Raw genomic sequence first — 21693 nt, forward strand, 5'->3', positions numbered from 1 at the left:
TATTGGAGAGGCAGATTCATACTTTTTTAAACGAGGCTATGGGGATATTCCATATGGGACAAAGAGAAATGTGCTGGTTAAGAATCAGTAAGGATGCGAAGAAGAAGGGCTTTAAGATTCGCCATTTTGGGGTAATTGTTCACGCACGCCTTCACGATACTTTCGGGGCAATAGTGGATAAGGCTCAGGTTACCATTTATACTCGACAGGAAGATGTGGAAAAATATCATGCCGAGGCAAAAAAAGTTTATGAGGAACGCGATGAGCGTATGGCAGGAATGACCGATGAGAGCGTGGACACGTTCTATTCCTGTACTTTATGCCAATCGTTCGCTCCTGATCATGTTTGCATAGTTAAACCGGAGAGGTTAGGATTATGTGGCGCTTATAGTTACATTGATGCTAAGGCTTCTTTTGAGCTGAATCCCACGGGACCGAATCAGCCGGTGAAAAAAGGAGAATGTCTTGACCCGGTAAGGGGTGAGTGGAAAGGTGTAAATGAATTCATCTATCAAAAGTCAAACAAAACTTTAGAACGTTTCCATGGTTATTCCATAATAAGTTGCCCGGAGACTTCATGCGGCTGCTTTGAATGTATCATAGCTATACTTCCTGAGACGAATGGTTTTATGATTGTAAATAGGGAATTTGCTGGTATGACTCCCACAGGGATGACTTTCAGCACCCTGGCTGGCTCTGTAGGTGGAGGAGCGCAGACACCAGGCTTTATGGGAATCGGAAGGCTGTATATCGTGAGCAGGAAGTTTATCTCTGCCGATGGGGGGATAAAGCGCTTAGTGTGGATGACCAAAGAGCTCAAAGAAGCACTGGGAGATAAATTTAAGAAGAGGTGCGAAGAGGAGGGAATTCCTGACCTGGTAGATAAAATTGCTGATGAGACAGTGGCCACCACAACAGAGGAACTTCTCTCATATTTGAAGAAGGTGAAGCACCCGGCTTTAGAGATGGAACCATTGATATAATTGAAAAAGGAGGGTCGCTGTTCCGACGAATAAGGAGGAACGTGTTAGCGACGCCTGCGAGTCGGTGAGCAGGCAGGTCACCGACTGAAGCGAAGCGAAAGGGTCGTCGTCGCGACGAGTAAGGAGCGACAAGTCTGGCGACGGGTTCGAGATGGTGAGAACCCCGGCCGGATTGAGCGAAGCGAAAGGAGGTGAGTAAGTTATGGCTAAAGCGAACAAAGTCAATCATTTGATTGTGGAGACTCCTGATGAAGTGGGCATGATGGCAAAGGTCTGCTCGGCAGTTTCGGATGCGGGAGTAAATATTAAAGCTCTCTGTGCCTATGTTGAAGACGAGAAAGGGTATTTTATGTTTTTGACGGATGACAATTCAAAAGCAGAACAGGCGCTTAAATCTGCTGGTTTTGGAGTGAGTCAAGAAGAGGCTGTAGCTGTTGAACTGGATAACGAGATAGGGGCGGCGAAAAGAATGGCCAAGAAATTGGCAGATGCCGGAGTTAATCTAAAGAAATGTTATGGTTCCACTGGTAATGGCACCATGGCACTCCTCGTGTTCAATTCAAGCGACAACGAGAAAGCAATAAGGGCCCTTGGTATTGTGGGAGTTGGGGAATAATCCGATTTCCCAAGATACAAATAGTCGAATAAATTGAGATGAATTCATTTTGGTGAAGTTTAGATGGAAACATTTCGTAAGGGGTTATTTTTATATCAGAACCAGCAAAAATGCCAGGAGTCTGTCAAAAATTCTTATCTTTAGTGCTCATGGATTAGAAGCTATAATTACATCCCTCGATTGGAGGAGAGTATGGCTTTAACGGGTTTGGAGATTTATAAACATTTGCCGAAGACGAACTGTAAGAAGTGTGGTTTTCCCACCTGTTTAGCATTTGCTATGGCTCTGGCGGGAAAGAAGACTTCGCTGGATAAGTGTCCTGATATTACAGAAGAGGCGAAGCTTGCCCTGGAATCTGCTTCTCAACCTCCTATGTCAACAGTTACTATGGGGGTGGGAGAGAATCAAGTAGAGATTGGTGGTGAGACAGTTCTCTTCCGACACGAGAAGACTTTCTACCACCCTTGCGCTATTGGCATTACTTTGAGTGACTCGCTGGAAAAGGAAAAGATTCTTGAGCGAATTGAAAAGGTCGATAAGTTAAAATTTGAAAGGGTAGGTATGTTTCTGCAAGTGAATCTCATTGCTATTTCTAACGATAGCAATAATCAAGACAAGTTTTCCGATGCGGTAAAAGCCGCGACGGAAAAATCTAATTTACCATTAATTTTAATCTCCAATAATCCGCAAGCTTTAGAGGATGGTTTGAAAATATGTGCTGAAAGAAAGCCATTAATTTATTCGGCTAAGGAAGATAATCGAGAAGCTATGGTAGATTTAGCTAAAAAATATTCCTGCCCCTTGGTAATTTATGGGAAAAATTTAGAGGAGTTAGATTCCCTTTCCCAGAAGGTAGTTGCCTCGGGAGTGAAGGATGTTGTCCTTGACCCTGGAACAAGAAATCTGGGCGGCTCTGTTCAGGATTTTACCCAGCTCAGGAGGTTAGCCTTAAAGAGAGGCTACCGCCCATTCGGTTATCCGGTAATTGCCTTTGTTAATGGTAGTGACCCTTACCAGGAAGTTTCTATGGCCGCTACTTATATTGCCAAGTATGCTAACATTGTGGTGCTTGATAGAATTGAGCCGGAAGAGATTCTACCTTTGATTACTCTGAGGCAGAATATCTACACCGATCCTCAGAAGCCGATAATGGTTGAGCCCAAACTTTATGAAATTGGCAAACCAAATGAGAATTCTCCGCTACTGGTAACTACAAACTTTTCTCTTACATTCTTTACGGTTCAGCCGGAGATTGAAGCAAGTAAAGTTCCCTCCTATCTATTAATCGTTGAAGCTGAAGGTCTCTCTGTGCTTACCGCCTGGGCTGCTGAGAAGTTTACCCCCGAGGGGATTTTTGAGGCAATGAAGAAGGCAGAAGTGGAGAAGAAACTATCTCATAAAAAAATAATCATTCCTGGCTATGTAGCTGTAATGAAGGCAAAATTAGAAGATGAGAGTGGCTGGGAAGTTCTCGTAGGTCCCAAAGAGGGTTCGGGAATTCCCAAGTATCTGAAAGGGACCTGGCAATAGGAAACGAATGGCATTATGGAGAAATGTAAAATAATCTTTTATCCCTGGAAGAAGGAAGTAACTGTCCCTAGTGGTACTGACCTGTTGACCGCAGCAATAAGAGCTGGTGTCAATATTTATAACAGTTGTGGAGGTGAAGGGGTCTGTGGTCGATGCAAGGTTATTCTCAGAAAGGGAGAGGTCATTACCGAACCAACGGGACGTTTGAGTGCTGAGGAGAGGAAGAAGGGCTATGTTCTTGCTTGCCGGACTACCTGCAAGGGAAGAATGGAAATTGAAGTACCTCCCGAATCTCGCCTGGAAGGTTTGGAGATTCTTACTGAGGAGGCAAAGGCAAAGAGGTTAGTTGGACTCTATACACCAGCAGAAGAAGTGGAGAAAGGGCCTGAAGTAGCTCTGGAGAGAGTGTTTACTCATGGGCCCCTTTCAACCAAGCTATATTTAGAACCTTCTCCTCCTACTTTGGAAGATAATGTTGGCGATCTGGAACGGGTCTATCGGGAAATCAGAAAGGGACGGGAAATTCCCATTATGCAGATGGGCTTAGCCAATATTAAAAAATTGAGCAAACTTCTCAGAGAAAGTGACTGGAAAGTGACTGCTACCCTTGGTAATCGAAACGAGACTACGGAAGTGGTTCTAATTGAGCCCGGGGATACGACTAATAAAAATTATGGCGTGGCAGTAGATGTCGGGACAACAACAATAGTGGCTTATCTGGTCAACTTGAGAGAGCGTCAGGTTCTGGGTGCAAAAGCTTGCTATAATCCGCAAGTCGATTTTGGTGAGGACGTTATCTCCCGGATAATTTTCGCTCAGGAAAAGGATAGGTTAGAAAAGTTGCACCATGTGGTAATAGATGCAATTAACAATCTCATTTTAGGAATGGCTCTGGAACACAATTTGACCCTTAACGATATTAATGGCGTTGCCTGCGCCGGGAACACAACTATGATTCACCTTTTGTTGCGAGTTCCTCCCGAATACTTACGAAAGGAACCATATGTCCCCACTGCTGGTTTCATTCCTGTTATAAGAGCTGCTGAGGCAGGAATTAAGATTAATCCTCGGGGGCTCCTCTGTTGCATCCCTGGAGTGAGTAGTTATGTTGGTGGGGATATAACAGCTGGCGTTTTAGCTTCGGGCTTGGATGATTTACCAACTCTGGGACTATTTATAGATCTGGGGACAAATGGTGAGGTAGTCCTGGGAAATAAAGACTGGTTAATCTGCTGTTCCACTTCTGCTGGTCCCTGTTTTGAAGGTGGAGGGATAAAATGGGGAATTCGCGCGATGAAAGGGGCTATTCAGAAAGCAGAAATAAATTCTTCCAGGGATAGAGTCAAGCTCTATACTATCGGAAAACAGAAGCCCAAGGGTATCTGTGGTGCTGGACTGGTCGACTGTGTGGCTGAGCTTTTGAAAAGTGGCAGGCTCAATAGGGCAGGGAAGCTGATTCCCGAATCGTCGAAGCGAATAAGGAAAGGAGAAGATGGTTGGGAATTTATTCTGGCAGAGTCGAGAAAGTCTGCTGTAGACCAGGACATTGTTATAACCGAGACTGATATAAAGAACCTGATACATTCAAAAGGAGCAATCTATTCCGGAGCTGAAGTTCTATTGAAACGGGTGGGCTTGAGTTTTCAGAATTTAGAACAAGTGTTCATTGCCGGCGGATTGGGAACAGCTTTAGATGTGGAGAAAGCAATTATGATTGGGCTTCTGCCCGACCTTCCTCCGAAAAAATTCACCTTCATTGGCAATAGCGCCATTGCTGGAACCAGGATATGTCTTCTCTCTCAGGAGGCAATGAGAAAAGCAGAAAAGATTGCGGGGAAGATGACCTATGTCGATTTGAGTACAGAGCCAGAATTTATGAATAATTATACTGCTTCACTTTTTTTGCCGCATACAGATATAAGCCTCTTCCCCAGCGTGAAGAAATTGATAGGTTGATTTAGGTGGCTAGTGATGGCTTTTACTATTGCAGTGGCAGGTAAGGGCGGAAGTGGCAAGACGACTTTAGCCACTCTGACTATTCTCCAGCTCATCAGACAGAATAAGGGACCTATTCTGGCAGTTGATGCTGACCCCAATTCCAATCTGAACGTAGGTCTGGGTATGAAATTTGAAGAGACCATAGCTGACCTACGAGAAGAGGTTCTGACTAAAGAAATTCCTTCAGGGATGTCCAAAACCGAATTTTTCGATTATCGCCTACACGAATGTCTGGTGGAAGGTGATAAGGTTGACCTCTTGGTGATGGGTCGGCCGGAAGGTCCTGGCTGTTACTGTGCAGTGAATAATCTTCTCAGGCAATATCTCTCCAGAATTTCTAAGCAGTACAAATATGTAGTTATGGATAACGAGGCGGGAATGGAACATTTGAGCAGGAGAACGACCGATGGTGTGGATGTACTACTTGTCACTAGCGATCCCACTTTGGTAAGTATCAGGTCTGCAGCGAGAATTCAGGAAATCGCTCTGCAGATAAAGCTAAAAATAAAAGATATATATTTAATTATTAATCGAGTAGCGAAAGCTAAAGATATTTCCTCTCTCATTTCAGGAGGCATCCCCGATAGGTTGTCGCTTTTGGAAAATATACCCGAGGACCCTTTGATCCTTGAGGCCTCTAAAAAAGAGGAAGACCTTCTCTCTATTCCAGCGGAATCTCCTTCTTTCCAAGCAGTTGGTAGATTAATGAAAAAACTGAAGTTATAGGAATAATATCCCTCTCTCCAGTAAAGAATGGAAGACATATTAAATAAAATCCAGGAGCATAAAATTGGAAAAAGCTACTGAAAAGTGGGCAAGTAAAGTTAACCAGCTAATTATTGGAGCGACGCAGAAAGAAGGTGGAACGAGGAGTTCTGTTATTAAGGTTGGAGGAGCTACTACTCTACCATTCCTCCACTTTGAAGGAGTTATCCCCAATCCCCCGGCAATTGCTATGGAAGTCTGGGATATGGAGCCTCCTGATTGGCCGGCTGTACTAAAGGAGCCATTTGGAGACGTGCTTGGTGATCCAGTGGAATGGGCTAAGAAATGCGTAAACGAGTATGGCGCCGATTTTCTATGCCTGCGTCTCGCTTCCACAAACCCGGATATCAAAAATAGCTCTCCGGAAGATGCTTCGGCCACGGTCAAGAAAATTCTGGAAGCGGTGTCCGTGCCTTTAATGATTATAGGATGTAACCAGGCAGAAAAGGACACTGAAGTTATTCCTGCAGTCAGTGAAGCTGCCCGGGGGGAGAACTGCCTGGTAGGCATAGCAGTGGAAGCAAACTACAAGACAATAACTGCAGCCTGTCAAAGTGATGGACATTCGATAATTGCCGAATCTCCCATCGATATCAATTTAGCCAAGCAATTGAATATTCTTATATCAGATATGGGTTTTTCTCCGGAGAAGATAATTATGCACCCTGCCACAGGAGCTCTGGGCTATGGTCTGGAATATACTTATTCCATAATGGAGCGCAGTCGCCTGGCAGCTCTGCAAGGAGATAAGATGATGTCCATGCCCATGGTAAATTTCGTGGGACAGGAAGTGTGGAGAGCCAAAGAAGCTAAAGCCTCTGAAGAAGAAGTTCCCGAGTGGGGACCAATAGCTTCCAGAGGGCCACTGTGGGAAGTTACTACTGCTGTTAGTTATCTTCAGGCAGGAGCAGATATCCTGGTAATGTGCCACCCCAAAGCAATAGATAGCGTCAAGAAGGTTATCGAAGAATTAATGAAAAAGGAATAATGAATTCATAGGGTTAACACTGGAGTTCTCCCGAAAGGGAGGAGACCTTGCTTTCGCAAGGAGTCCAGAATTTTTGGAGTAGCGAAACTTGTTTCGCGTTAATAACGCAGAGCAAGCTCTGCTACTCCACGCAGACTGAAGTCTGCTACTCCTTCAGGGAGGGAAGAATATGTTCATTATTGGAGAGAGAATTAATGGTATGTTTAATGATGTAGCCAAGGCAATTAAAGAAGGAGACAAAACTATTATACAGGATCTGGCTCGCAAACAGATGGAGTCAGGAGCAGACGCGCTGGATGTCAATGTTGGTCCAGCTGCCGAAGAGCCTCTACGAGCTATGGAGTGGCTGGTTACGACTATTGGCGAAGTTACTGACGCTCCTCTGGCAATTGATACTACGAAATTCGAGGTAATGGAAACTGGACTCAAATTATGTAAAGGTAAAGCGATAATAAATTCTACCTCGGGGGATAAAGAAAAACTGGACAGACTTCTTCCTTTAGCCAAGAAATACAATGCTTCTATAATCGGCTTGACCATGAATAAGAATGGAATTCCCCAAGATGCACAGAGCAGAGCAGAAATCGCTGCCCAGATTGTAACCTCTGCTCAGGAACAGGGGATAGAGATGAGCGACCTTTATATTGATGGAGTAATTCTTCCGGTCAATGTGGCACAGGACCATTCCCGGGAAGTTTTAGAGACAATAAAGCAGTGTAAACTCCTCTGTGACCCTCCTCCTAAGACGATTTTAGGACTGAGTAATGTTTCTCAGAAGGCACTTGATCGTCCCTTAGTCAACCGAACCTACCTGGCAATGGCTATTGCCTGTGGCCTGGATGCGGCCATTCTCGACCCCTTGGATAACGATTTAATGAACAGTATGATTACTGCTGAACTGTTAATGGGGAAACAGATATATTGCGGTAACTATCTTGAAGCCTACAGAAAAAAATAAGAATAAAAAATGAATACTATACTTACTATCTGTCCCTGGTGTGGATGTGGATGTTCTCTCCTTCTACGAGAAAGAGAGGGGAAAATTGTGGGGGTTTTACCTTCCTCTGATAGTCCTGTCAACCAGGGGAGACTCTGTGTTAAGGGATGGAACTGTTATGAATACGTTAGTAGTCCTCTCCGTCTGGTAAGACCTCTAATGAGAGAGAAGAACAGGGGATATAGAAAGAGGGCCGACTCTTTAGACGATTTCCGGGAAGTCTCCTGGAGAAAGGCTCTCAAATTTATTGCATCGAAGTTTAAAGATATTCGAGAGAAAAAGGGAAGTATTGCTTTGGGTCTTCTCAGTTCAGCCAAGTGCACCAATGAAGAGAACTATCTTATGATGAAATTGGCTCGAGCTGTTCTTCAAACCAACAATATCGACCACTGTGCTCGTCTTTGCCATTCTTCCACAGTGGTTGGACTGACGAGAGCTTTTGGAAGTGGGGCAATGACTAATTCCATTGAAGAGATAGAAAAAGCTGAAGTTATTCTGGTTACTGGTTCCAACACAACTGAGCAACATCCAGAAATAGGAAGCAGGATAATAAGGCGAGTCCTGAAAGGAGCAAAACTTATCCTTGTAGATCCCCGCAAGATTCATCTTGCCAAATTTGCTACTCTCCATTTGCGACCTCGACCAGGGACTGATGTTGCCTGGATAAACGGACTTATCCATGTAATTTTAGAAGAAGGTCTTACGGATTTGGATTTCATCGATAAGTACACAGAAAATTTCTCGTCAATGAGGGAAATAGTAAAAAAATATACACCCAAATTTGTGGAGGAAATCACTGGAATCCCGGCTAAGAAACTAATAGAGGCAGCCCGAATTTATGGTAGCTCACGGCAAGCAATGTTATTCTACGCGATGGGGATTACCCAGCATGTCACGGGCACTGACAATGTTCTTTCCCTGGCCAATCTTTCTATGGTCACAGGTAATGTTGGCAGACCTTCCACTGGAGTAAATCCTTTGAGGGGCCAGAATAACGTTCAGGGAGCTTGCGATATGGGTGCATTGCCAGATTTTTTAACTGGCTACCGAAAAGTTGAAGATGGAGATAGTAGAAAAAAATTTGAACAGCGCTGGGATGTGAAACTTCCCACTGATGTTGGGCTTACAGAGACAGAAATGTTTATGGAAGGGAATCCCATTCAAGCTCTGTATATAATGGGAGAGAATCCATTGCTCAGTGAGCCGAATATTGGACGGGTGGAAAAGTTTATGGAGTCTTTGGAGTTCTTAGTGGTGCAGGACATCTTCTTTACCGAGACTGCCAGGTGGGCCGATGTAATCCTTCCGGGGAGCTCTTTTGCCGAAAAAGATGGTACTTTTACGAGTACAGAAAGAAGAATCCAGAGAGTAAGAAAGGTTGTAGAACCTGTAGAAGAGAGTCAAGCTGATTGGAAAATAATCTGCCAGCTGGCTAAAGAGTTGGGATATCCTATGGAGTATTCCCACCCTGCTCAAATTATGGAGGAGATAGCTTCCCTTACACCCATATATGGCGGTGTAAGCTATTCTAGACTGGATAAGATTGAAGGGTTGCAGTGGCCCTGTGCGGAAGAGAGCCATCCCGGAACGCCTTATTTGCACAAAGGAGGACTTAAAAGAGGCAAGGGACTTTTTGCTCCAGTGGAATATAAGCCTGCTCAGGAGATTACTGATGAGGAGTATCCTTTTCTCCTTACCACAGGGAGGATCTATCAACACTGGCATACTGGAACTATGAGCAGACTCACCTTCACTCTCCACAGGGAAGTTCCCCAGGCTTTTGTGGAGATGAATCCCCGGGACGGTCAATTTCTGGGCATAAGAAATAGACAATTGATAAAAGTAATTTCTCGCAGAGGAGAGATAATTGCAAAAGCTTTTCTTACTGAAAAGGTAGGGGAAAAGACCATTTTCATTCCTTTCCATTTTTCAGAGGCGGCAGCTAACAGGTTGACTCTGGATAGGCTGGACCCTCAGGCAAAGATACCCGAATACAAAGTATGTGCGGTCAAGATCGAGCTATGGGGAGAAAATAATTGATTCTTTTGACCATAGACAGAGAAAGTCTTTTAAAATTCCTGGATAAGCTCAAAAGAGAGGCAGAACTTATAGCTCCAGTTCAAAGATTAGGAGGAGCGACTTTTGAAGAGATAAAAGATATTAGTGAGGTGAATTTCTTAGAGGGTAGTCCTCTTTCCTCGCCTAAACAGTTCTTCTTTCCCCAGACTGATGAGCTCTTCCAGTTCCGAAAAGGAGTTTTTTCTTTCAAAGAGGAGGCAGAGAGAAAGAGAAGGATATTATTTGGGATTCGTCCTTGCGATCTAGCAGCTTTAGAGTTTTCTGATAGGTTCTTTTCCAGCGAGCACGGTGGATACGAAGATATCTACTATTGGATTCGTCGAAGAAACACCTTTCTCATCGGTATTAACTGTCTTGAACCGGAAGAGAGCTGTTTCTGCTTTCTTTGTGGAAGCGGCCCGTTTGCCAGGCGAGGTTATGACCTTCAACTGACCCCATTGGAGAACTCTTACCTGGTGGAGTTAGGTTCCTCCCGGGGAGAGAAGTTAGTCTCCACTTACTCGGATTTCTTCTCAACGGCTAGCCCTGGTGATAGGAGAGAAAAAGAGATTTTGGAAGAGAAATTGGAAGGAAAATTTTCTCATAATAAAGTAGAATTAAAGAAAGTTACCAGCAGATTATTAAAAGATGGATTTAGCGGTGCGGTTATAAAGAATGAATTCTGGGAAGAAATAGGGGATCGTTGTCTCGATTGCGGAGGATGTAATTACATATGTCCCACCTGTACCTGTTTTAGTATCCTGGATAAGGCAGATAGAAATATAGAAGTCGGCGAAAGGATGAGGATATGGGATTCTTGTAATTTTTCAGGCTTTACCAGGATGGCCAGTGGAGCTAACCCCGGAGAAAACAAGCGAGATAGAATTAAGAGAAGGTTCTTTTGTAAGCTACTTTTTTCCCAAGAGAATCAAGGCCTTCTAGGATGTGTTGGTTGTGGACGTTGCTTGAAGGTTTGCTACGGGGAAATCGATATATCAAAGGTTGCCGGTGAGATTCAGGTAAAATGAGAATGACTGATTTTGCAGCAATAATATTGGCAGGAGGAGAAAACTTGAGGCTTCCTCACTTAAAGTCTGAGCTTTTAGTGGGAGGAGAGATTCTAATCAGGAGAATTACCCTATTGCTTCTTTCTCTGTTTAAGGATATTCTGATAGTCGTTGATGAAGATAAGTTAGATTATTTAGAAAAACTTATGTATAGTTTTGGACGTTCTGTGAAATTGGTCAGCGATGTGGTTGGACCGAAGTGCCCACTGCGTGGCTTATATAGTGGTCTTCTCTACTCTCCGGCAAAGTTTAACTTTCTGGTAGGGTGTGATATGCCCTTTCTTCAGAGAGAACTGATATCCTATATGGCCAGGAGAATTTCCCGAACCGATATATTGATTCCTCGCACGGGAAAATTTTTGGAGCCATTACACGCATTCTATTCGTCAAGGTGCTTACACAGTATAGAAAAAGTGTTGAGAAAAGGGGAGAAGAAAATGGTCTCTTTTTTCCCTTATGTTGAGGTAGAGTATTTAGAAAGGGAAAAGATTGAAATTTTCGATCCCCAGGGTATCTCATTTTTCAATATTAATACTATAGATGACTGGAAAAAGGCAATAGAGATTGAGAAAAAAAAAGGGAAACAACAGTATGGAAGGGAATATTCACAGGTTGCCAATATTACGGAGTTACAAAGATAGAAAGAAACATGTAGAAGATGTTTTGGTGAGGGAATCTTCCATTACCATATTCTATAATGGGAGAAAGATAGTTACCCTTCTCTGTACTCCGGTGGAACTTATGGAGCTGGCTGTGGGATTTCTCTTCTCCGAGGGGATTCTCTCCCATTTTGAGGAGATAAAATGGATCTCAGAAGATCCTGAGAGAGGAATAGTAATGGTAGAAGGATGTGTAGAGAATAGAACTCGAGAGCCTGTTGAGAGAGTCATAACTTCTGGATGTGGCAGGGGGATGTTTCTATTTCCTTCTGAGGGACAAGGGAAGAATGAGATTTCAATTGCAGGGATTTCTCTCTCCTCTCATTGGATAAGCCAGTTGATTAGAGAATTTTACAAGAGGTCTCAGTTGTATCTCACCACAGGAGGAGTTCACTCGTGTGCCCTGGCCAATGAAGGAGGAATTATTATTTTCAGTGAAGATATTGGTAGACATAATGCTCTGGATAAAGTTGCCGGAAAGTGTGTTATGGAGGGGATTGGGACAGAGGATTCCATAATTCTAACTACAGGAAGAGTCTCTGCAGAAATGGTTATTAAGGCAAGGAGAATGAATGCTACTTTCTTGATATCACGCGGAGCACCTACTGACCTTTCGGTTGCACTTTCCAAAAAGGCAGGGATAACCTTGATAGGTTTCTGTCGAGGTGAGCGAATGAATATATATTCTATCCCAGAAAGGGTAATATTTAAAGGGAATGGAGAAACTACCTGAAATAACAGTCAACCGTTTAAGCATTTATCGCCGTTATGTAAAGTCCCTGCTTAAGAAAGGGAAACCTTTGGTGACTTCTGAAAAGTTAGGGAAGAAGATGCATTTTAAGCCTTCTCAAATACGCCGAGACCTTTCCTATGTAGGGCAATTTGGTGAGAGAGGAAAGGGGTACAATGTAAAGAAGCTTTTCCAGGGACTAGACAAGACCTTGGGATTGGACAGGAAGTGGCAGGTGGCATTGGTAGGAGCAGGAAATTTGGGTAGGGCACTCTCTGCCTATCCTGGATTCCGCCAACATGGATTCAAAATTTCAGTCATCTTTGACAACTCACCAACAAAGATAGGAAAGACCTGGCTGGGAGTGGAGATTCGGGATATAAAACAGATACCAAAAGTAATAAAGGAGAAAAAGATAAAAATTGCCATCATTGCTGTACCGTATTTTTCCGCCCAGCAGGCTGCTGACATTTTAATGCGTTCAGGGGTGAAAGCGATATTAAACTTTGCTCCTTATAAATTGGCTGTACCAGAAGGGTTGAAGTTAAGGAATATAGACCTGTCTACAGAACTACAAAGCTTGAGCTGTTTCTTGACTAAATAAATTTTAAAGATTTACTTGACACTTGCTTGATTCATTTTGTATAATCCAAACTTCAAAATAGTTAGGTTTTAAATTTTTTAGCTTAGTTTGTGAAAAATTTCACAAGACTGCCTGGTTATCGTGTTATCGTTATGAAATTTTACATAAATAAAGTAGATTGGGAAAAATTTCTGGGGCAGATTTCAAAGACTTATCGTATTTACGCTCCACAGGAGGTTGCTGGAGATCTGGCCTATCAGCTCTTGGCTCCAGAAAATGTTGCCCAGACCATTTATGGTACTTATCGAGCAGTTCAACCTTTCAAGACATTCTTCTCTTTACCTCAGGAAAAGGTGACAGTGGTTACTTCCCAGCCAGAGAAGACGATAGTTCTGGGAGTTAAGAATTGTGACCTTAAGGCGCTTCAAGTTTTAGATAAGATTTTCCTGGAAGGAGACTTTGTAGACCATTTTTATAGAGAAAGAAGAGAGAAGACCCTTATTATTTCCTCTGATTGTTACCAACCAAAGGATACATGTTTTTGTACTTTGCTGGACAATAATCCTTTTCCAGAAGAAGGCTTTGACCTCAATGTCTCTCCCATAGATAACGGGTTTTTGCTGGAAGTGGGTTCCCCCAAAGGGGAGAGCTTTATCGCTTCTATAAGAGAAGATTTGAAAGAAGCAACTTCTGATTTAGTTAAGGAAAGAGAGAACAAGAGAAAAGAGGCGAAGAAGAGAGTAGTAGAGGTAAACAGGGAATTTAAGACCAAAAGACCCTTCTCCGCTATTGTAAAAGATGAGTATGCTTCACCTGTGTGGGAAGAGGCAACCAAAACCTGCGTGGAATGTGGAGCCTGCACTAACATCTGCCCTTCCTGTTACTGTTTTCTCCTTGTGGATACAGAAGATGGGGGTAAATTTCCCAAAGTTAAATTTTGGGATTCCTGTCAGCATACCGGCTTTGCCCGGGTCGCTGCGGATGTCAATCCCCGAGCAAAATTATATGAAAGGTTGAGGAATAGATATTTGTGCAAATATGAGTACAGGCCAGAAAATTTTGGAATTGTAGCCTGTACCGGTTGTGGTCGCTGTGTGGAAGCTTGCCAGGGGAAAATAGATAAAAGAGAAGTGATAAAGAAATTAAGTGAAAAAGAGGAAAAGTGAATGGCGGAGAATCCTTATTTACCAGTTGAAGCTAAGATTGAGAAGATTATTGATGAGACTTCTAACATAAAGACCTTCGTGTTGAAGCCCAGCCGAAAAATAAAATTCGAAACTGGTCAATTTGTTCAATTAACTATACCTGGTATTGGCGAGGCACCCTTTACTCCCTCCTCTTCTCCCTACCAGACTGAAAAAATAGAGATAACCATCATGAAGGTTGGACTTCTAACTGGCAAATTGCATGAGATGAGGGAGGGAGAAATTGTAGGCATTCGAGGCTCTTACGGTCGCGGATATCCTTTCGATGATTTTTATAATAAGGAAGTTCTGGTTCTTGGCGGAGGAGTAGGTATGGCACCCCTGAGGTCTTTACTTCTTACTCTCCTTAAAAATGTAGATAAGTTCAGACGGATAGTTCTCTGTTATGGAGCGAAGACTCCTGAAGATATAGTTTATAAAGATGCCTTTCCTGAATGGAAGAAAAAAAATAAATTGGAAATCTTAAGAAGTGTAGATAAAGCGGCTCCTGGGTGGGAAGAAACTGAGGGACTGGTGACTGTCCTTCTGGACAAAGTCAAGATGGACTTGAAAAATTCTGTGGCTGTGGTTTGTGGACCTCCGATTATGATGAAATTCGGCACGCTAAAGCTGTTGGATTTAGGATATCAACCCGAAAATATCTACCTTTCTATGGAAAAGAATATGTCTTGCGGTCTGGGCAAATGTGGACACTGTGCATTAGGTAAATATTATGTTTGTAAAGATGGCCCGGTTTTCAAATACGATTTGATAAAGGATATCCCGGATATTTGGCTATGAAAAAGTTATTTATTGATTTGGAAGCCTGTTCTAAGTGTAAAGACTGTACAGTCTCCTGCAGTTATTTTTACCATCCTGACAATAATGGAGTAACCAATTTAAGGGAGTTAGCCAGTTTTTCTCTTATCTGCAGGCATTGTGAGGAAGCTCCCTGTGTTAAGGTTTGCCCGCAAGAGGCGCTGGAGAAACAGAAAGATGGAGTGTTGAAAAGATATAATATGCGCTGCGTGGGGTGTAACTCTTGCGTGGTGGCTTGCCCTTTTGGAACGATTTATCCGGAAGTTATTCCCTACCTCGTTTCCAGTTGCGATTATTGTTTAGATAGGGCAGATGGAAAGCCTCCTCTTTGTGTAGAGACCTGTCCGGAGAAGATAATCAGATACGAAGAGATTGAAGAAGACCCGAAAAAGAATTATTTTGCTGTGGGAAAGAATTTAGTAGTCCACTATATTCCCTGGGAAAGAGAATAAGAATGGCAAAGACTCTATTCTACTTCATAGTATTTCCTGGATTTTTATTTACAGCATTGGTAGGCATATTAGTTAGTTGGATTGACCGAAAGGTGACTGCCCGGGTGCAATGGCGAGTAGGACCGCCGCTACTTCAGCCACTTTACGATTTTGTAAAGCTTTTGGGTAAAGAGACGATTGTTCCTCAAGCTGGGGCGAAATTGACCTTTCTTCTTTCTCCCCTTTTTGGATTGGCTGCAGTAACTATTGTCTCTACTCTACTTTGGCTGGTAATGATTTCACCAGGGCAAACTTTTCTGGGAGATTTAATTGTGGTTATCTATTTATTGGCAATTCCTTCTATAAGTGTAATTATAGGCGGCTTTGCTTCGGGAAATCCTTTAGCTTCTTTAGGTGCTTCCCGGGAGATGAAAATGATTTTAGCATATGAGTTACCTTTTATTCTGGCTATTTTCACTCCGGTTATTCAAGCGCAAGGCGCAATCAGGCTTGGCGATTTGCTCCAGTATCAATGGGCAAATAGTATCTTCCTCAATTCCTGGTCTGGATTTATTGCTTTTGTTGTGGCTATAATCTGTATGCAGGCAAAACTGGCTTTAGTGCCTTTCGATATTCCTGAGGCAGAAACAGAGATAATAGCTGGCCCTTATGTAGAATATTCTGGAGCCCCTTTAGCTCTTTATAAACTTACCCGCTGGATGATGTTGTTTGTAGTCCCCATGTTTTTAGTAATTATGTTTATGGGCGGTATTGTATTTTCCGGCTGGCATATTTTATGGGGTATATTGAAATATGTTCTTCTTTTAGTGATTATTATTTTAATGCGCAATACTAATCCTCGACTGCGTATCGATCAGGCTATAAAATTTTTTTGGGGACCAATGACAATTCTGGCAGTTGTCGGCGTAATCCTTGCATTTCTGGGACTATGAGATGGATCTTAAGACAAAGGCATTAACTAAATCTATATGGGTTTTCCATTTTGCTGCTGCTTCCTGCAATAACTGTGATATAGAAATTCTCGATGCGTTAACTCCCAGGTTTGATTTGGAAAGGTTCGGTATCCTTTTGGTGGGAAGCATTCGTCATGCTGATGTTATACTGGCCACTGGGGCGATTTCTCATAAAGCAGCAATAAGGTTAAAGAGGCTCTATGAGCAGGCTCCTAAACCATGTCTGGTTGTGGCAGTGGGTTCCTGCGCGTGTTCAATGTGTATATTTCGGGATTCTTATAATATGGCTGGACCTTTCGATGGACTTGTTCCTGTTCATGCATATATCCCGGGTTGTCCTCCGAAACCGGAAGCAATGATTATGGGAGTAGTTAAACTGATTAAGGCATTAAAGAAGGGTTAATTTGATGGCAGAAGGAATTTTGGCAAAAATAAAAGGGAAATTTTCCTGGCAAATTCTTAACATTTTTGAGAAATCTCTCCGGCGGGCCTATATCGATCTCAAACCTGAAAATATAAAGGAAGTGGTTGAATTTATTTTCCGAAGGTTGGGAGCTCGCTTTGTCATTGTCTCGGCAGTTGATACCCGAAACGCAATAGAAATATTATACCATTTTTCGTTTGATAGTGTGGGAAAAATAGTTACTCTACGAACAAAAATCGACAGACAGAACCCAGAAATAGAATCCATAACTCCGATTATAAAAGGGGCAGAGTGGATTGAGCGAGAAATTTATGAACTGTTGGGAGTTCGATTCAAGAATCATCCAAATTTGAAGAGACTACTCCTGGCAGAAGATTGGCCGGAAGGGAAGTATCCTCTCAGGAGAGAATAGATGGCTAAGACAATTATTCCTGTAGGTCCATACCATCCTTTGCAGGAAGAGCCAGAATTTTTCAAGCTCATTGTGGAAGGTGAAAAAGTTCTCCAACTGGAAATAGAACTGGGATATAATCACCGGGGAATTGAAAAGATTGCTGAATCAAAGAGTTACGACCAGGTATTATTTCTGGTGGAGCGTGTTTGTGGTATCTGCTCCACATCACATCCTTTTGCCTCTGTAAATGCAGTTGAAGATTTAGCCGATATCAAGGTTCCTGAACGGGCACTGTATATTCGAAGTATTATTGGGGAACTGGAAAGACTCCATTCCCATCTCCTCTGGTTGGGATTGGCTGGCCATTTCATAGGTTATAATACAGTATGGATGTGGGCGTGGAGATACCGGGAGCCGGTCCTGGACATTTTTGAGAAAATTACTGGAAATCGCCAGCATTATGCTATGATGAAGGTTGGTGGGGTAAGAAGGGACATTGAGTCGGATGATATTCCGGAAATTTGGAAGATGGTCGATGGACTATTACCAGTTCTCGATATGTTTAAAGGTGTGGTTATGGACGATCCGGTTATTCATGCCCGGTTAAAAGGAGTAGGAATCTTAACAAAAGAGGATGTATTCGAGTATGGAGCACTGGGGCCCACTGCTCGAGCTTCAGGTGTGGCTATAGATGTCAGAAAAGACGATCCTTACGCCGCCTATCCCCTCGTTGATTGGCAGGTAATTACTCAGGAAGAAGGGGATGTTTTTGCCAAGGCGGTTGTGCGCATATTGGAGATGTACGAGTCGGTGAAAATTATAAAAGGATGTTTGGATAAGTTAAAAGTAGTGGGTGGGGAGATAGATGCCAAGGTTAAGGAGATTCCTCCTGGTGAAGGGATTGGTCGCCACGAGGCTCCGCGAGGGGAAGTATTTCATTACGTGCGCAGTGATGGGAGTAACCGTCCGGTGAGATATAAAATAAGGGCTCCCAGTTATATGAATGTTCCCACTAATCAGAAATCTGTAGTTGGTGGTACTATTTCTGATGCCACGATAACCCTGGCTGCTGTTGATCCCTGTTACTGTTGCACGGAAAGAGTGGCAGTTGTGGATAAGAAGACGGGAAAGAAAGGATTGACCGGTCAAGACTTGATAAAGTTATCACAAGAAAAGACCTTAAAAATTAAGAGGGAAATGGGAAGAATCAGAGTTTAGGAGTAGCGAAACTTGTTTCGCGTTAACGCACCGCAAGCGGTGCTACTCCAATTATTTGCTACTCCGGAGTCATTTGAGAGTTAGGGGACAAGATGAATTTGTTACACTATCTAATCGTTATTCCATTTATAGTGGGACTATTCTGTTTAGTGATTCCTAAAAAGTTAAGTAAGCTTAGAGATTTGTTGGCCATAGGTGGTGGACTAGCAACTTTCTATTTCACTATAGTTATTTTTCTTCGTAAGCCTGTTGAGTGGTATTACAATAATCTGCTTCTTTTGAAAGTCGACAATCTTAGTGGATTTATTCTTTTAGCTATCGGTCTTTTTGGGGTTTTAATTGTTGTCTATTCACTAAAATTTATGGCAGGCAAGGAGCGCTTAAACGAATACTACACTTATCTTCTGTGGACAATCGGTGGAGCTTGCGGGGCAATTTTAGCAAACAATCTGGTTCTCCTTCTGGTTTTCTGGGGATTTCTCGGATTGACCCTTTATCTCCTTATTGGCATAGGTGGCTCAGAAGCTACTCCAGCGGCGAAGAAGGCATTTATTATTGTCGGTGGCTCCGATTGTCTATTTATTTTGGGAATTGGCATTATCTGGTTTTTGACTGGTTCTTTCCAGATGGACAATATTAGCGTTCACTTAACTGGTCCGTTACCCACGATTGCATTCATATCGTTAGCTATTGCTTCCTTTGCCAAAGCTGGAGTGATGCCCATGCATACCTGGATTCCAGATATGGCAATGACTGCACCCGTGAGTATAACCGGTTTCTTGCCTGGATCTTTAGATAAATTACTGGGAATCTATTTTCTGGGTAGAATGTCAATGGATATTTTCGTTATGAACAATCAAATGGGGAAGTTACTTTTGATTATTGGCGCGGTAACGATCGTTGCTGGGGTTATGATGGCTCTCGTTCAGCATGATTTGAAGAGGCTACTTTCCTACCATGCGGTAAGCCAGGCCGGTTATATGGTCTTAGGCATAGGCACGGGAAATCCTATTGGGATTGCCGGTGGGCTCTTTCATATGTTAAATAATGCTATTTATAAATTTGGCTTATTTCTCTCCGGGGGAGCAGTGGAAAATAAAGCTCAGACTACAGATTTAGATAGATTGGGTGGCTTGGCTAAACTGATGCCAATAACATTTATTGCTTGTTTAATTGCTGCATTATCAATTTCTGGCGTTCCGCCCTTTAATGGTTTTGTGTCCAAATGGATGATTTATCAAGGGGTGATCCAACTGGGCAAAGACGGCGATAAATTATGGATTGTCTGGTTAGTGGCAGCAATGTTCGGTAGTGCTTTGACCCTGGCTAGTTTTATGAAATTGATACACTCTGTGTTTTTAGGCGCGCCATCACCCGGGATCCCACGCTTAGCACGAAAACGAAATGAAGTTTCGTTTACTATGTGGATGCCTATGGCGATATTAGCAGGGCTCTGTGTAATTTTTGGTGTTTTTGCATACAGGGTTCCTTTGAAAAATTTTATTTTTTCCGCAGTTCCTGGAGTTTCTTTTCTTGGTTTCTGGTCGCCAGGTCTTGCTACTTTACTGATTATTATCGGGATTATTTTGGGAGTAATTATCTATTGGTTAGGTAATATTAGGGGCTTGCGGACGGATACAGCTTATGTTGGTGGCGAAATAATTCCTCAAGAGAGCCGCGTAACCGGAGTAGACTTCTATGATACAATAAAGGATTTGGGTATACTTAAAGGAATCTATAAAAAATCTGAAAAGAAACTTTTTGATATTTATGACCAGGGAACAAAATTCGTATTTTTCTTTATTCGTGGGTTAAGAAAGATTCATAGTGGAATATTGCCTACATATCTGTTTTGGTCTCTTTTTGGCATGCTGATTCTTTTTATAATTATGATGTTCAGGATTTAAGGTTATGTTCGAATTGTATATTCTTCTATTATTTATGATTTTAGGAGCAATAATTGCTGTGGAGATAAAGGATTTGCTCTCTTCAGTAATTGCTGTTGGCGCAGTTGGCTTAGGATTATCCGTTGCCTTCCTGATTTTAAAGGCGCCCGATTTGGCTATCACTCAGTTGGCAGTAGAGATATTATGTTTAATCATCTTAATTCGGGCAACAATAAGGAGAGACATTCCCACGCTGAACCGCCGCAAAGAAGTTATTGGCTCGATTATCGTTCTTTTGTTCATTGGAGGTTTTCTATTTTTTGCTTATCTCGCTTTGAAAGATTTACCATCATTCGGGCATCCCATAATGAGGGTTAGCCAAAATTATTTAGCTGAAGGGCTAAGAAAGACCGGCGCGACCAATCTGGTTGCTTCAGTGATATTAGACTTTCGTGCCTATGATACTTTAGGCGAGGCAACTGTGCTTTTTACCGCGGTGATTGGAGTATTAGCGGTCTTACGCCGCATTGGGCGTAAGAAAGTCGATGAAGTTGTGAAAGAAGAAGATGAATAAAAAAATTAAACAGCCAGGTATGACCCTTATTGTCAAGACGATTACACGCCTCACAGTGGGGTTAATTCTTTTGTATGGAATATATATCGTCACCCATGGTCATATTTCGCCAGGGGGCGGGTTTGCCGGTGGCGTGATTATTGCTCTATCTTTTATACATCTTATGCTCGCCTTTGGTAAGGATTTGGCATTAAGAAAATTGAGTGAAAAATTAGCTGCTTTCTTTGAGAACTTTGGGGCAATAATGTTTTTGACCATTGGACTTCTGGGCTTTATAGGGGGGTATTTCTTCTTTAATTTCATTTTTAAGGGCAAACCATTTAATCTGTTTAGCGCGGGAATTATTCCCTTGTGTAATATTGCCATATGTTTTAAAGTCGGTGCTGGACTGTTTGCCGTATTTGTTGCTCTAATACTTTTAAAGGTACCTATTAAGAAAGAATAACCAATGATTTATTTAATGTGTTTCATTCTATTCTCTATCGGCATTTACTGTATCCTGGTAAAGAGGAACCTTATCAAGATTATCATTGGCATAGGGATTGCTGAGTATGCAGTTAATCTATTCTTCATACTGGTTGGCTATCGTGCCCAAGGGCGTGCGCCAATACTTGCTAAACAGCAAGTAATTCAGAATATGGTAGACCCTTTACCTCAGGCACTAATCTTGACCAATATTGTCATTGGTTTAGCCGTTACTGTTTTAATTGTTGCCATTGCTATAAGGATATATGAAAAATATGGAACTTTCGATATTACCAAAATCAGGAGATTACGAGGATAAACGATGAATCTGGCGTCATTACCTGTTACCC

General features: G+C 42.5%; 23 protein-coding genes. All 23 read left to right on the top strand.

Translation table 11 applies throughout. The features are described from left to right. The coding region (gene cdhC, locus VMW39_04585; protein ID HUW23289.1) for a CO dehydrogenase/CO-methylating acetyl-CoA synthase complex subunit beta at window positions 1-983 on the top strand (983 nt) is incomplete at its 5' end. A 202-nt stretch (window positions 984-1185) separates the two neighbouring features. Then, window positions 1186-1599, top strand: coding sequence for an ACT domain-containing protein (locus VMW39_04590; GenBank protein ID HUW23290.1), 414 nt, complete (start codon window positions 1186-1188; stop codon window positions 1597-1599). Between the two features lie 192 nt (window positions 1600-1791). Next, complete coding sequence (gene acsC / locus VMW39_04595; GenBank protein ID HUW23291.1) at window positions 1792-3129, top strand: acetyl-CoA decarbonylase/synthase complex subunit gamma; 1338 nt, start codon at window positions 1792-1794, stop codon at window positions 3127-3129. Between the two features lie 15 nt (window positions 3130-3144). Beyond that, window positions 3145-5085: an ASKHA domain-containing protein gene (locus VMW39_04600; GenBank protein HUW23292.1), complete on the top strand. Its 1941-nt coding sequence runs from the start codon at window positions 3145-3147 to the stop codon at window positions 5083-5085. A 15-nt stretch (window positions 5086-5100) separates the two neighbouring features. Beyond that, window positions 5101-5853 (top strand): AAA family ATPase, encoded by a 753-nt coding sequence (locus tag VMW39_04605; GenBank protein ID HUW23293.1) that lies wholly within the window; start codon window positions 5101-5103, stop codon window positions 5851-5853. Between the two features lie 64 nt (window positions 5854-5917). Further along, window positions 5918-6880: a CO dehydrogenase/acetyl-CoA synthase subunit delta gene (gene cdhD, locus VMW39_04610; GenBank protein ID HUW23294.1), complete on the top strand. Its 963-nt coding sequence runs from the start codon at window positions 5918-5920 to the stop codon at window positions 6878-6880. A 169-nt stretch (window positions 6881-7049) separates the two neighbouring features. Further along, complete coding sequence (locus VMW39_04615) at window positions 7050-7838, top strand: dihydropteroate synthase (protein HUW23295.1); 789 nt, start codon at window positions 7050-7052, stop codon at window positions 7836-7838. 9 nt (window positions 7839-7847) lie between these two features. Continuing rightward, the gene (gene fdhF, locus VMW39_04620) at window positions 7848-9917 is read left to right on the top strand and encodes a formate dehydrogenase subunit alpha (protein HUW23296.1); all 2070 of its coding nucleotides are present in this window, start codon (window positions 7848-7850) and stop codon (window positions 9915-9917) included. Then, complete coding sequence (locus tag VMW39_04625; protein ID HUW23297.1) at window positions 9914-10963, top strand: 4Fe-4S dicluster domain-containing protein; 1050 nt, start codon at window positions 9914-9916, stop codon at window positions 10961-10963. The genes fdhF and VMW39_04625 overlap by 4 nt, the downstream gene beginning before the upstream one ends. Next, entirely contained in the window at window positions 10960-11643 is a 684-nt protein-coding gene (locus tag VMW39_04630) for a molybdenum cofactor guanylyltransferase (protein ID HUW23298.1), read from the top strand. The genes VMW39_04625 and VMW39_04630 overlap by 4 nt, the downstream gene beginning before the upstream one ends. After that, on the top strand, window positions 11594-12394 hold the full coding sequence (gene fdhD, locus VMW39_04635) for a formate dehydrogenase accessory sulfurtransferase FdhD (protein HUW23299.1): 801 nt from the start codon (window positions 11594-11596) through the stop codon (window positions 12392-12394). The genes VMW39_04630 and fdhD overlap by 50 nt, the downstream gene beginning before the upstream one ends. After that, window positions 12378-12995 carry a redox-sensing transcriptional repressor Rex gene (locus VMW39_04640; protein HUW23300.1) on the top strand — a complete coding sequence of 206 codons (618 nt, stop codon included), beginning with the start codon at window positions 12378-12380 and terminating at the stop codon, window positions 12993-12995. The genes fdhD and VMW39_04640 overlap by 17 nt, the downstream gene beginning before the upstream one ends. A 131-nt stretch (window positions 12996-13126) precedes the next feature. Beyond that, window positions 13127-14140, top strand: a complete 1014-nt coding sequence (locus VMW39_04645; GenBank protein ID HUW23301.1) for a 4Fe-4S dicluster domain-containing protein — start codon at window positions 13127-13129, stop codon at window positions 14138-14140. Next, entirely contained in the window at window positions 14141-14959 is an 819-nt protein-coding gene (locus VMW39_04650) for an FAD/NAD(P)-binding protein (protein ID HUW23302.1), read from the top strand. It abuts the gene before it with no gap. Then, window positions 14956-15429, top strand: a complete 474-nt coding sequence (locus tag VMW39_04655; GenBank protein ID HUW23303.1) for a 4Fe-4S dicluster domain-containing protein — start codon at window positions 14956-14958, stop codon at window positions 15427-15429. The genes VMW39_04650 and VMW39_04655 overlap by 4 nt, the downstream gene beginning before the upstream one ends. A gap of 2 nt (window positions 15430-15431) precedes the next feature. Then, window positions 15432-16361: a complex I subunit 1 family protein gene (locus VMW39_04660; protein HUW23304.1), complete on the top strand. Its 930-nt coding sequence runs from the start codon at window positions 15432-15434 to the stop codon at window positions 16359-16361. A 1-nt stretch (window position 16362) separates the two neighbouring features. After that, window positions 16363-16785 carry an NADH-quinone oxidoreductase subunit NuoB gene (nuoB, locus tag VMW39_04665; protein HUW23305.1) on the top strand — a complete coding sequence of 141 codons (423 nt, stop codon included), beginning with the start codon at window positions 16363-16365 and terminating at the stop codon, window positions 16783-16785. Between the two features lie 4 nt (window positions 16786-16789). Next, a complete protein-coding gene (locus VMW39_04670) occupies window positions 16790-17218 on the top strand; it encodes an NADH-quinone oxidoreductase subunit C (GenBank protein ID HUW23306.1) in 429 nt (142 codons plus the stop codon). Next, a complete protein-coding gene (locus tag VMW39_04675) occupies window positions 17219-18418 on the top strand; it encodes a nickel-dependent hydrogenase large subunit (protein ID HUW23307.1) in 1200 nt (399 codons plus the stop codon). Window positions 18419-18510: 92 nt separating this feature from the next. Then, window positions 18511-20325 (top strand): proton-conducting transporter membrane subunit, encoded by a 1815-nt coding sequence (locus VMW39_04680; protein HUW23308.1) that lies wholly within the window; start codon window positions 18511-18513, stop codon window positions 20323-20325. Between the two features lie 4 nt (window positions 20326-20329). Beyond that, window positions 20330-20878, top strand: coding sequence for a hydrogen gas-evolving membrane-bound hydrogenase subunit E (mbhE, locus tag VMW39_04685; protein HUW23309.1), 549 nt, complete (start codon window positions 20330-20332; stop codon window positions 20876-20878). Continuing rightward, window positions 20871-21323: an MnhB domain-containing protein gene (locus VMW39_04690; protein HUW23310.1), complete on the top strand. Its 453-nt coding sequence runs from the start codon at window positions 20871-20873 to the stop codon at window positions 21321-21323. The genes mbhE and VMW39_04690 overlap by 8 nt, the downstream gene beginning before the upstream one ends. Window positions 21324-21326: 3 nt before the next feature. Next, complete coding sequence (locus tag VMW39_04695) at window positions 21327-21662, top strand: sodium:proton antiporter (protein ID HUW23311.1); 336 nt, start codon at window positions 21327-21329, stop codon at window positions 21660-21662. The last annotated feature ends 31 nt before the right edge of the window (window positions 21663-21693 follow it).

The organism is bacterium (assembly GCA_035530055.1).
Classification (GTDB): Bacteria; UBA6262; WVXT01; order WVXT01; family WVXT01; genus WVXT01.

Excerpts from the sequence above, each read along its gene's own strand:
- VMW39_04590 (HUW23290.1), top strand. The coding sequence starts at position 1,186 with ATGGCTAAAGCGAACAAAGTCAATCATTTGATTGTGGAGACTCCTGAT.
- acsC (HUW23291.1), top strand. The coding sequence starts at position 1,792 with ATGGCTTTAACGGGTTTGGAGATTTATAAACATTTGCCGAAGACGAAC.
- VMW39_04600 (HUW23292.1), top strand. The coding sequence starts at position 3,145 with ATGGAGAAATGTAAAATAATCTTTTATCCCTGGAAGAAGGAAGTAACT.
- VMW39_04605 (HUW23293.1), top strand. The coding sequence starts at position 5,101 with ATGGCTTTTACTATTGCAGTGGCAGGTAAGGGCGGAAGTGGCAAGACG.
- VMW39_04615 (HUW23295.1), top strand. The coding sequence starts at position 7,050 with ATGTTCATTATTGGAGAGAGAATTAATGGTATGTTTAATGATGTAGCC.
- fdhF (HUW23296.1), top strand. The coding sequence starts at position 7,848 with ATGAATACTATACTTACTATCTGTCCCTGGTGTGGATGTGGATGTTCT.
- VMW39_04630 (HUW23298.1), top strand. The coding sequence starts at position 10,960 with ATGAGAATGACTGATTTTGCAGCAATAATATTGGCAGGAGGAGAAAAC.
- fdhD (HUW23299.1), top strand. The coding sequence starts at position 11,594 with ATGGAAGGGAATATTCACAGGTTGCCAATATTACGGAGTTACAAAGAT.
- VMW39_04640 (HUW23300.1), top strand. The coding sequence starts at position 12,378 with ATGGAGAAACTACCTGAAATAACAGTCAACCGTTTAAGCATTTATCGC.
- VMW39_04645 (HUW23301.1), top strand. The coding sequence starts at position 13,127 with ATGAAATTTTACATAAATAAAGTAGATTGGGAAAAATTTCTGGGGCAG.
- VMW39_04650 (HUW23302.1), top strand. The coding sequence starts at position 14,141 with ATGGCGGAGAATCCTTATTTACCAGTTGAAGCTAAGATTGAGAAGATT.
- VMW39_04655 (HUW23303.1), top strand. The coding sequence starts at position 14,956 with ATGAAAAAGTTATTTATTGATTTGGAAGCCTGTTCTAAGTGTAAAGAC.
- VMW39_04660 (HUW23304.1), top strand. The coding sequence starts at position 15,432 with ATGGCAAAGACTCTATTCTACTTCATAGTATTTCCTGGATTTTTATTT.
- nuoB (HUW23305.1), top strand. The coding sequence starts at position 16,363 with ATGGATCTTAAGACAAAGGCATTAACTAAATCTATATGGGTTTTCCAT.
- VMW39_04670 (HUW23306.1), top strand. The coding sequence starts at position 16,790 with ATGGCAGAAGGAATTTTGGCAAAAATAAAAGGGAAATTTTCCTGGCAA.
- VMW39_04675 (HUW23307.1), top strand. The coding sequence starts at position 17,219 with ATGGCTAAGACAATTATTCCTGTAGGTCCATACCATCCTTTGCAGGAA.
- VMW39_04680 (HUW23308.1), top strand. The coding sequence starts at position 18,511 with ATGAATTTGTTACACTATCTAATCGTTATTCCATTTATAGTGGGACTA.
- mbhE (HUW23309.1), top strand. The coding sequence starts at position 20,330 with ATGTTCGAATTGTATATTCTTCTATTATTTATGATTTTAGGAGCAATA.
- VMW39_04690 (HUW23310.1), top strand. The coding sequence starts at position 20,871 with ATGAATAAAAAAATTAAACAGCCAGGTATGACCCTTATTGTCAAGACG.
- VMW39_04695 (HUW23311.1), top strand. The coding sequence starts at position 21,327 with ATGATTTATTTAATGTGTTTCATTCTATTCTCTATCGGCATTTACTGT.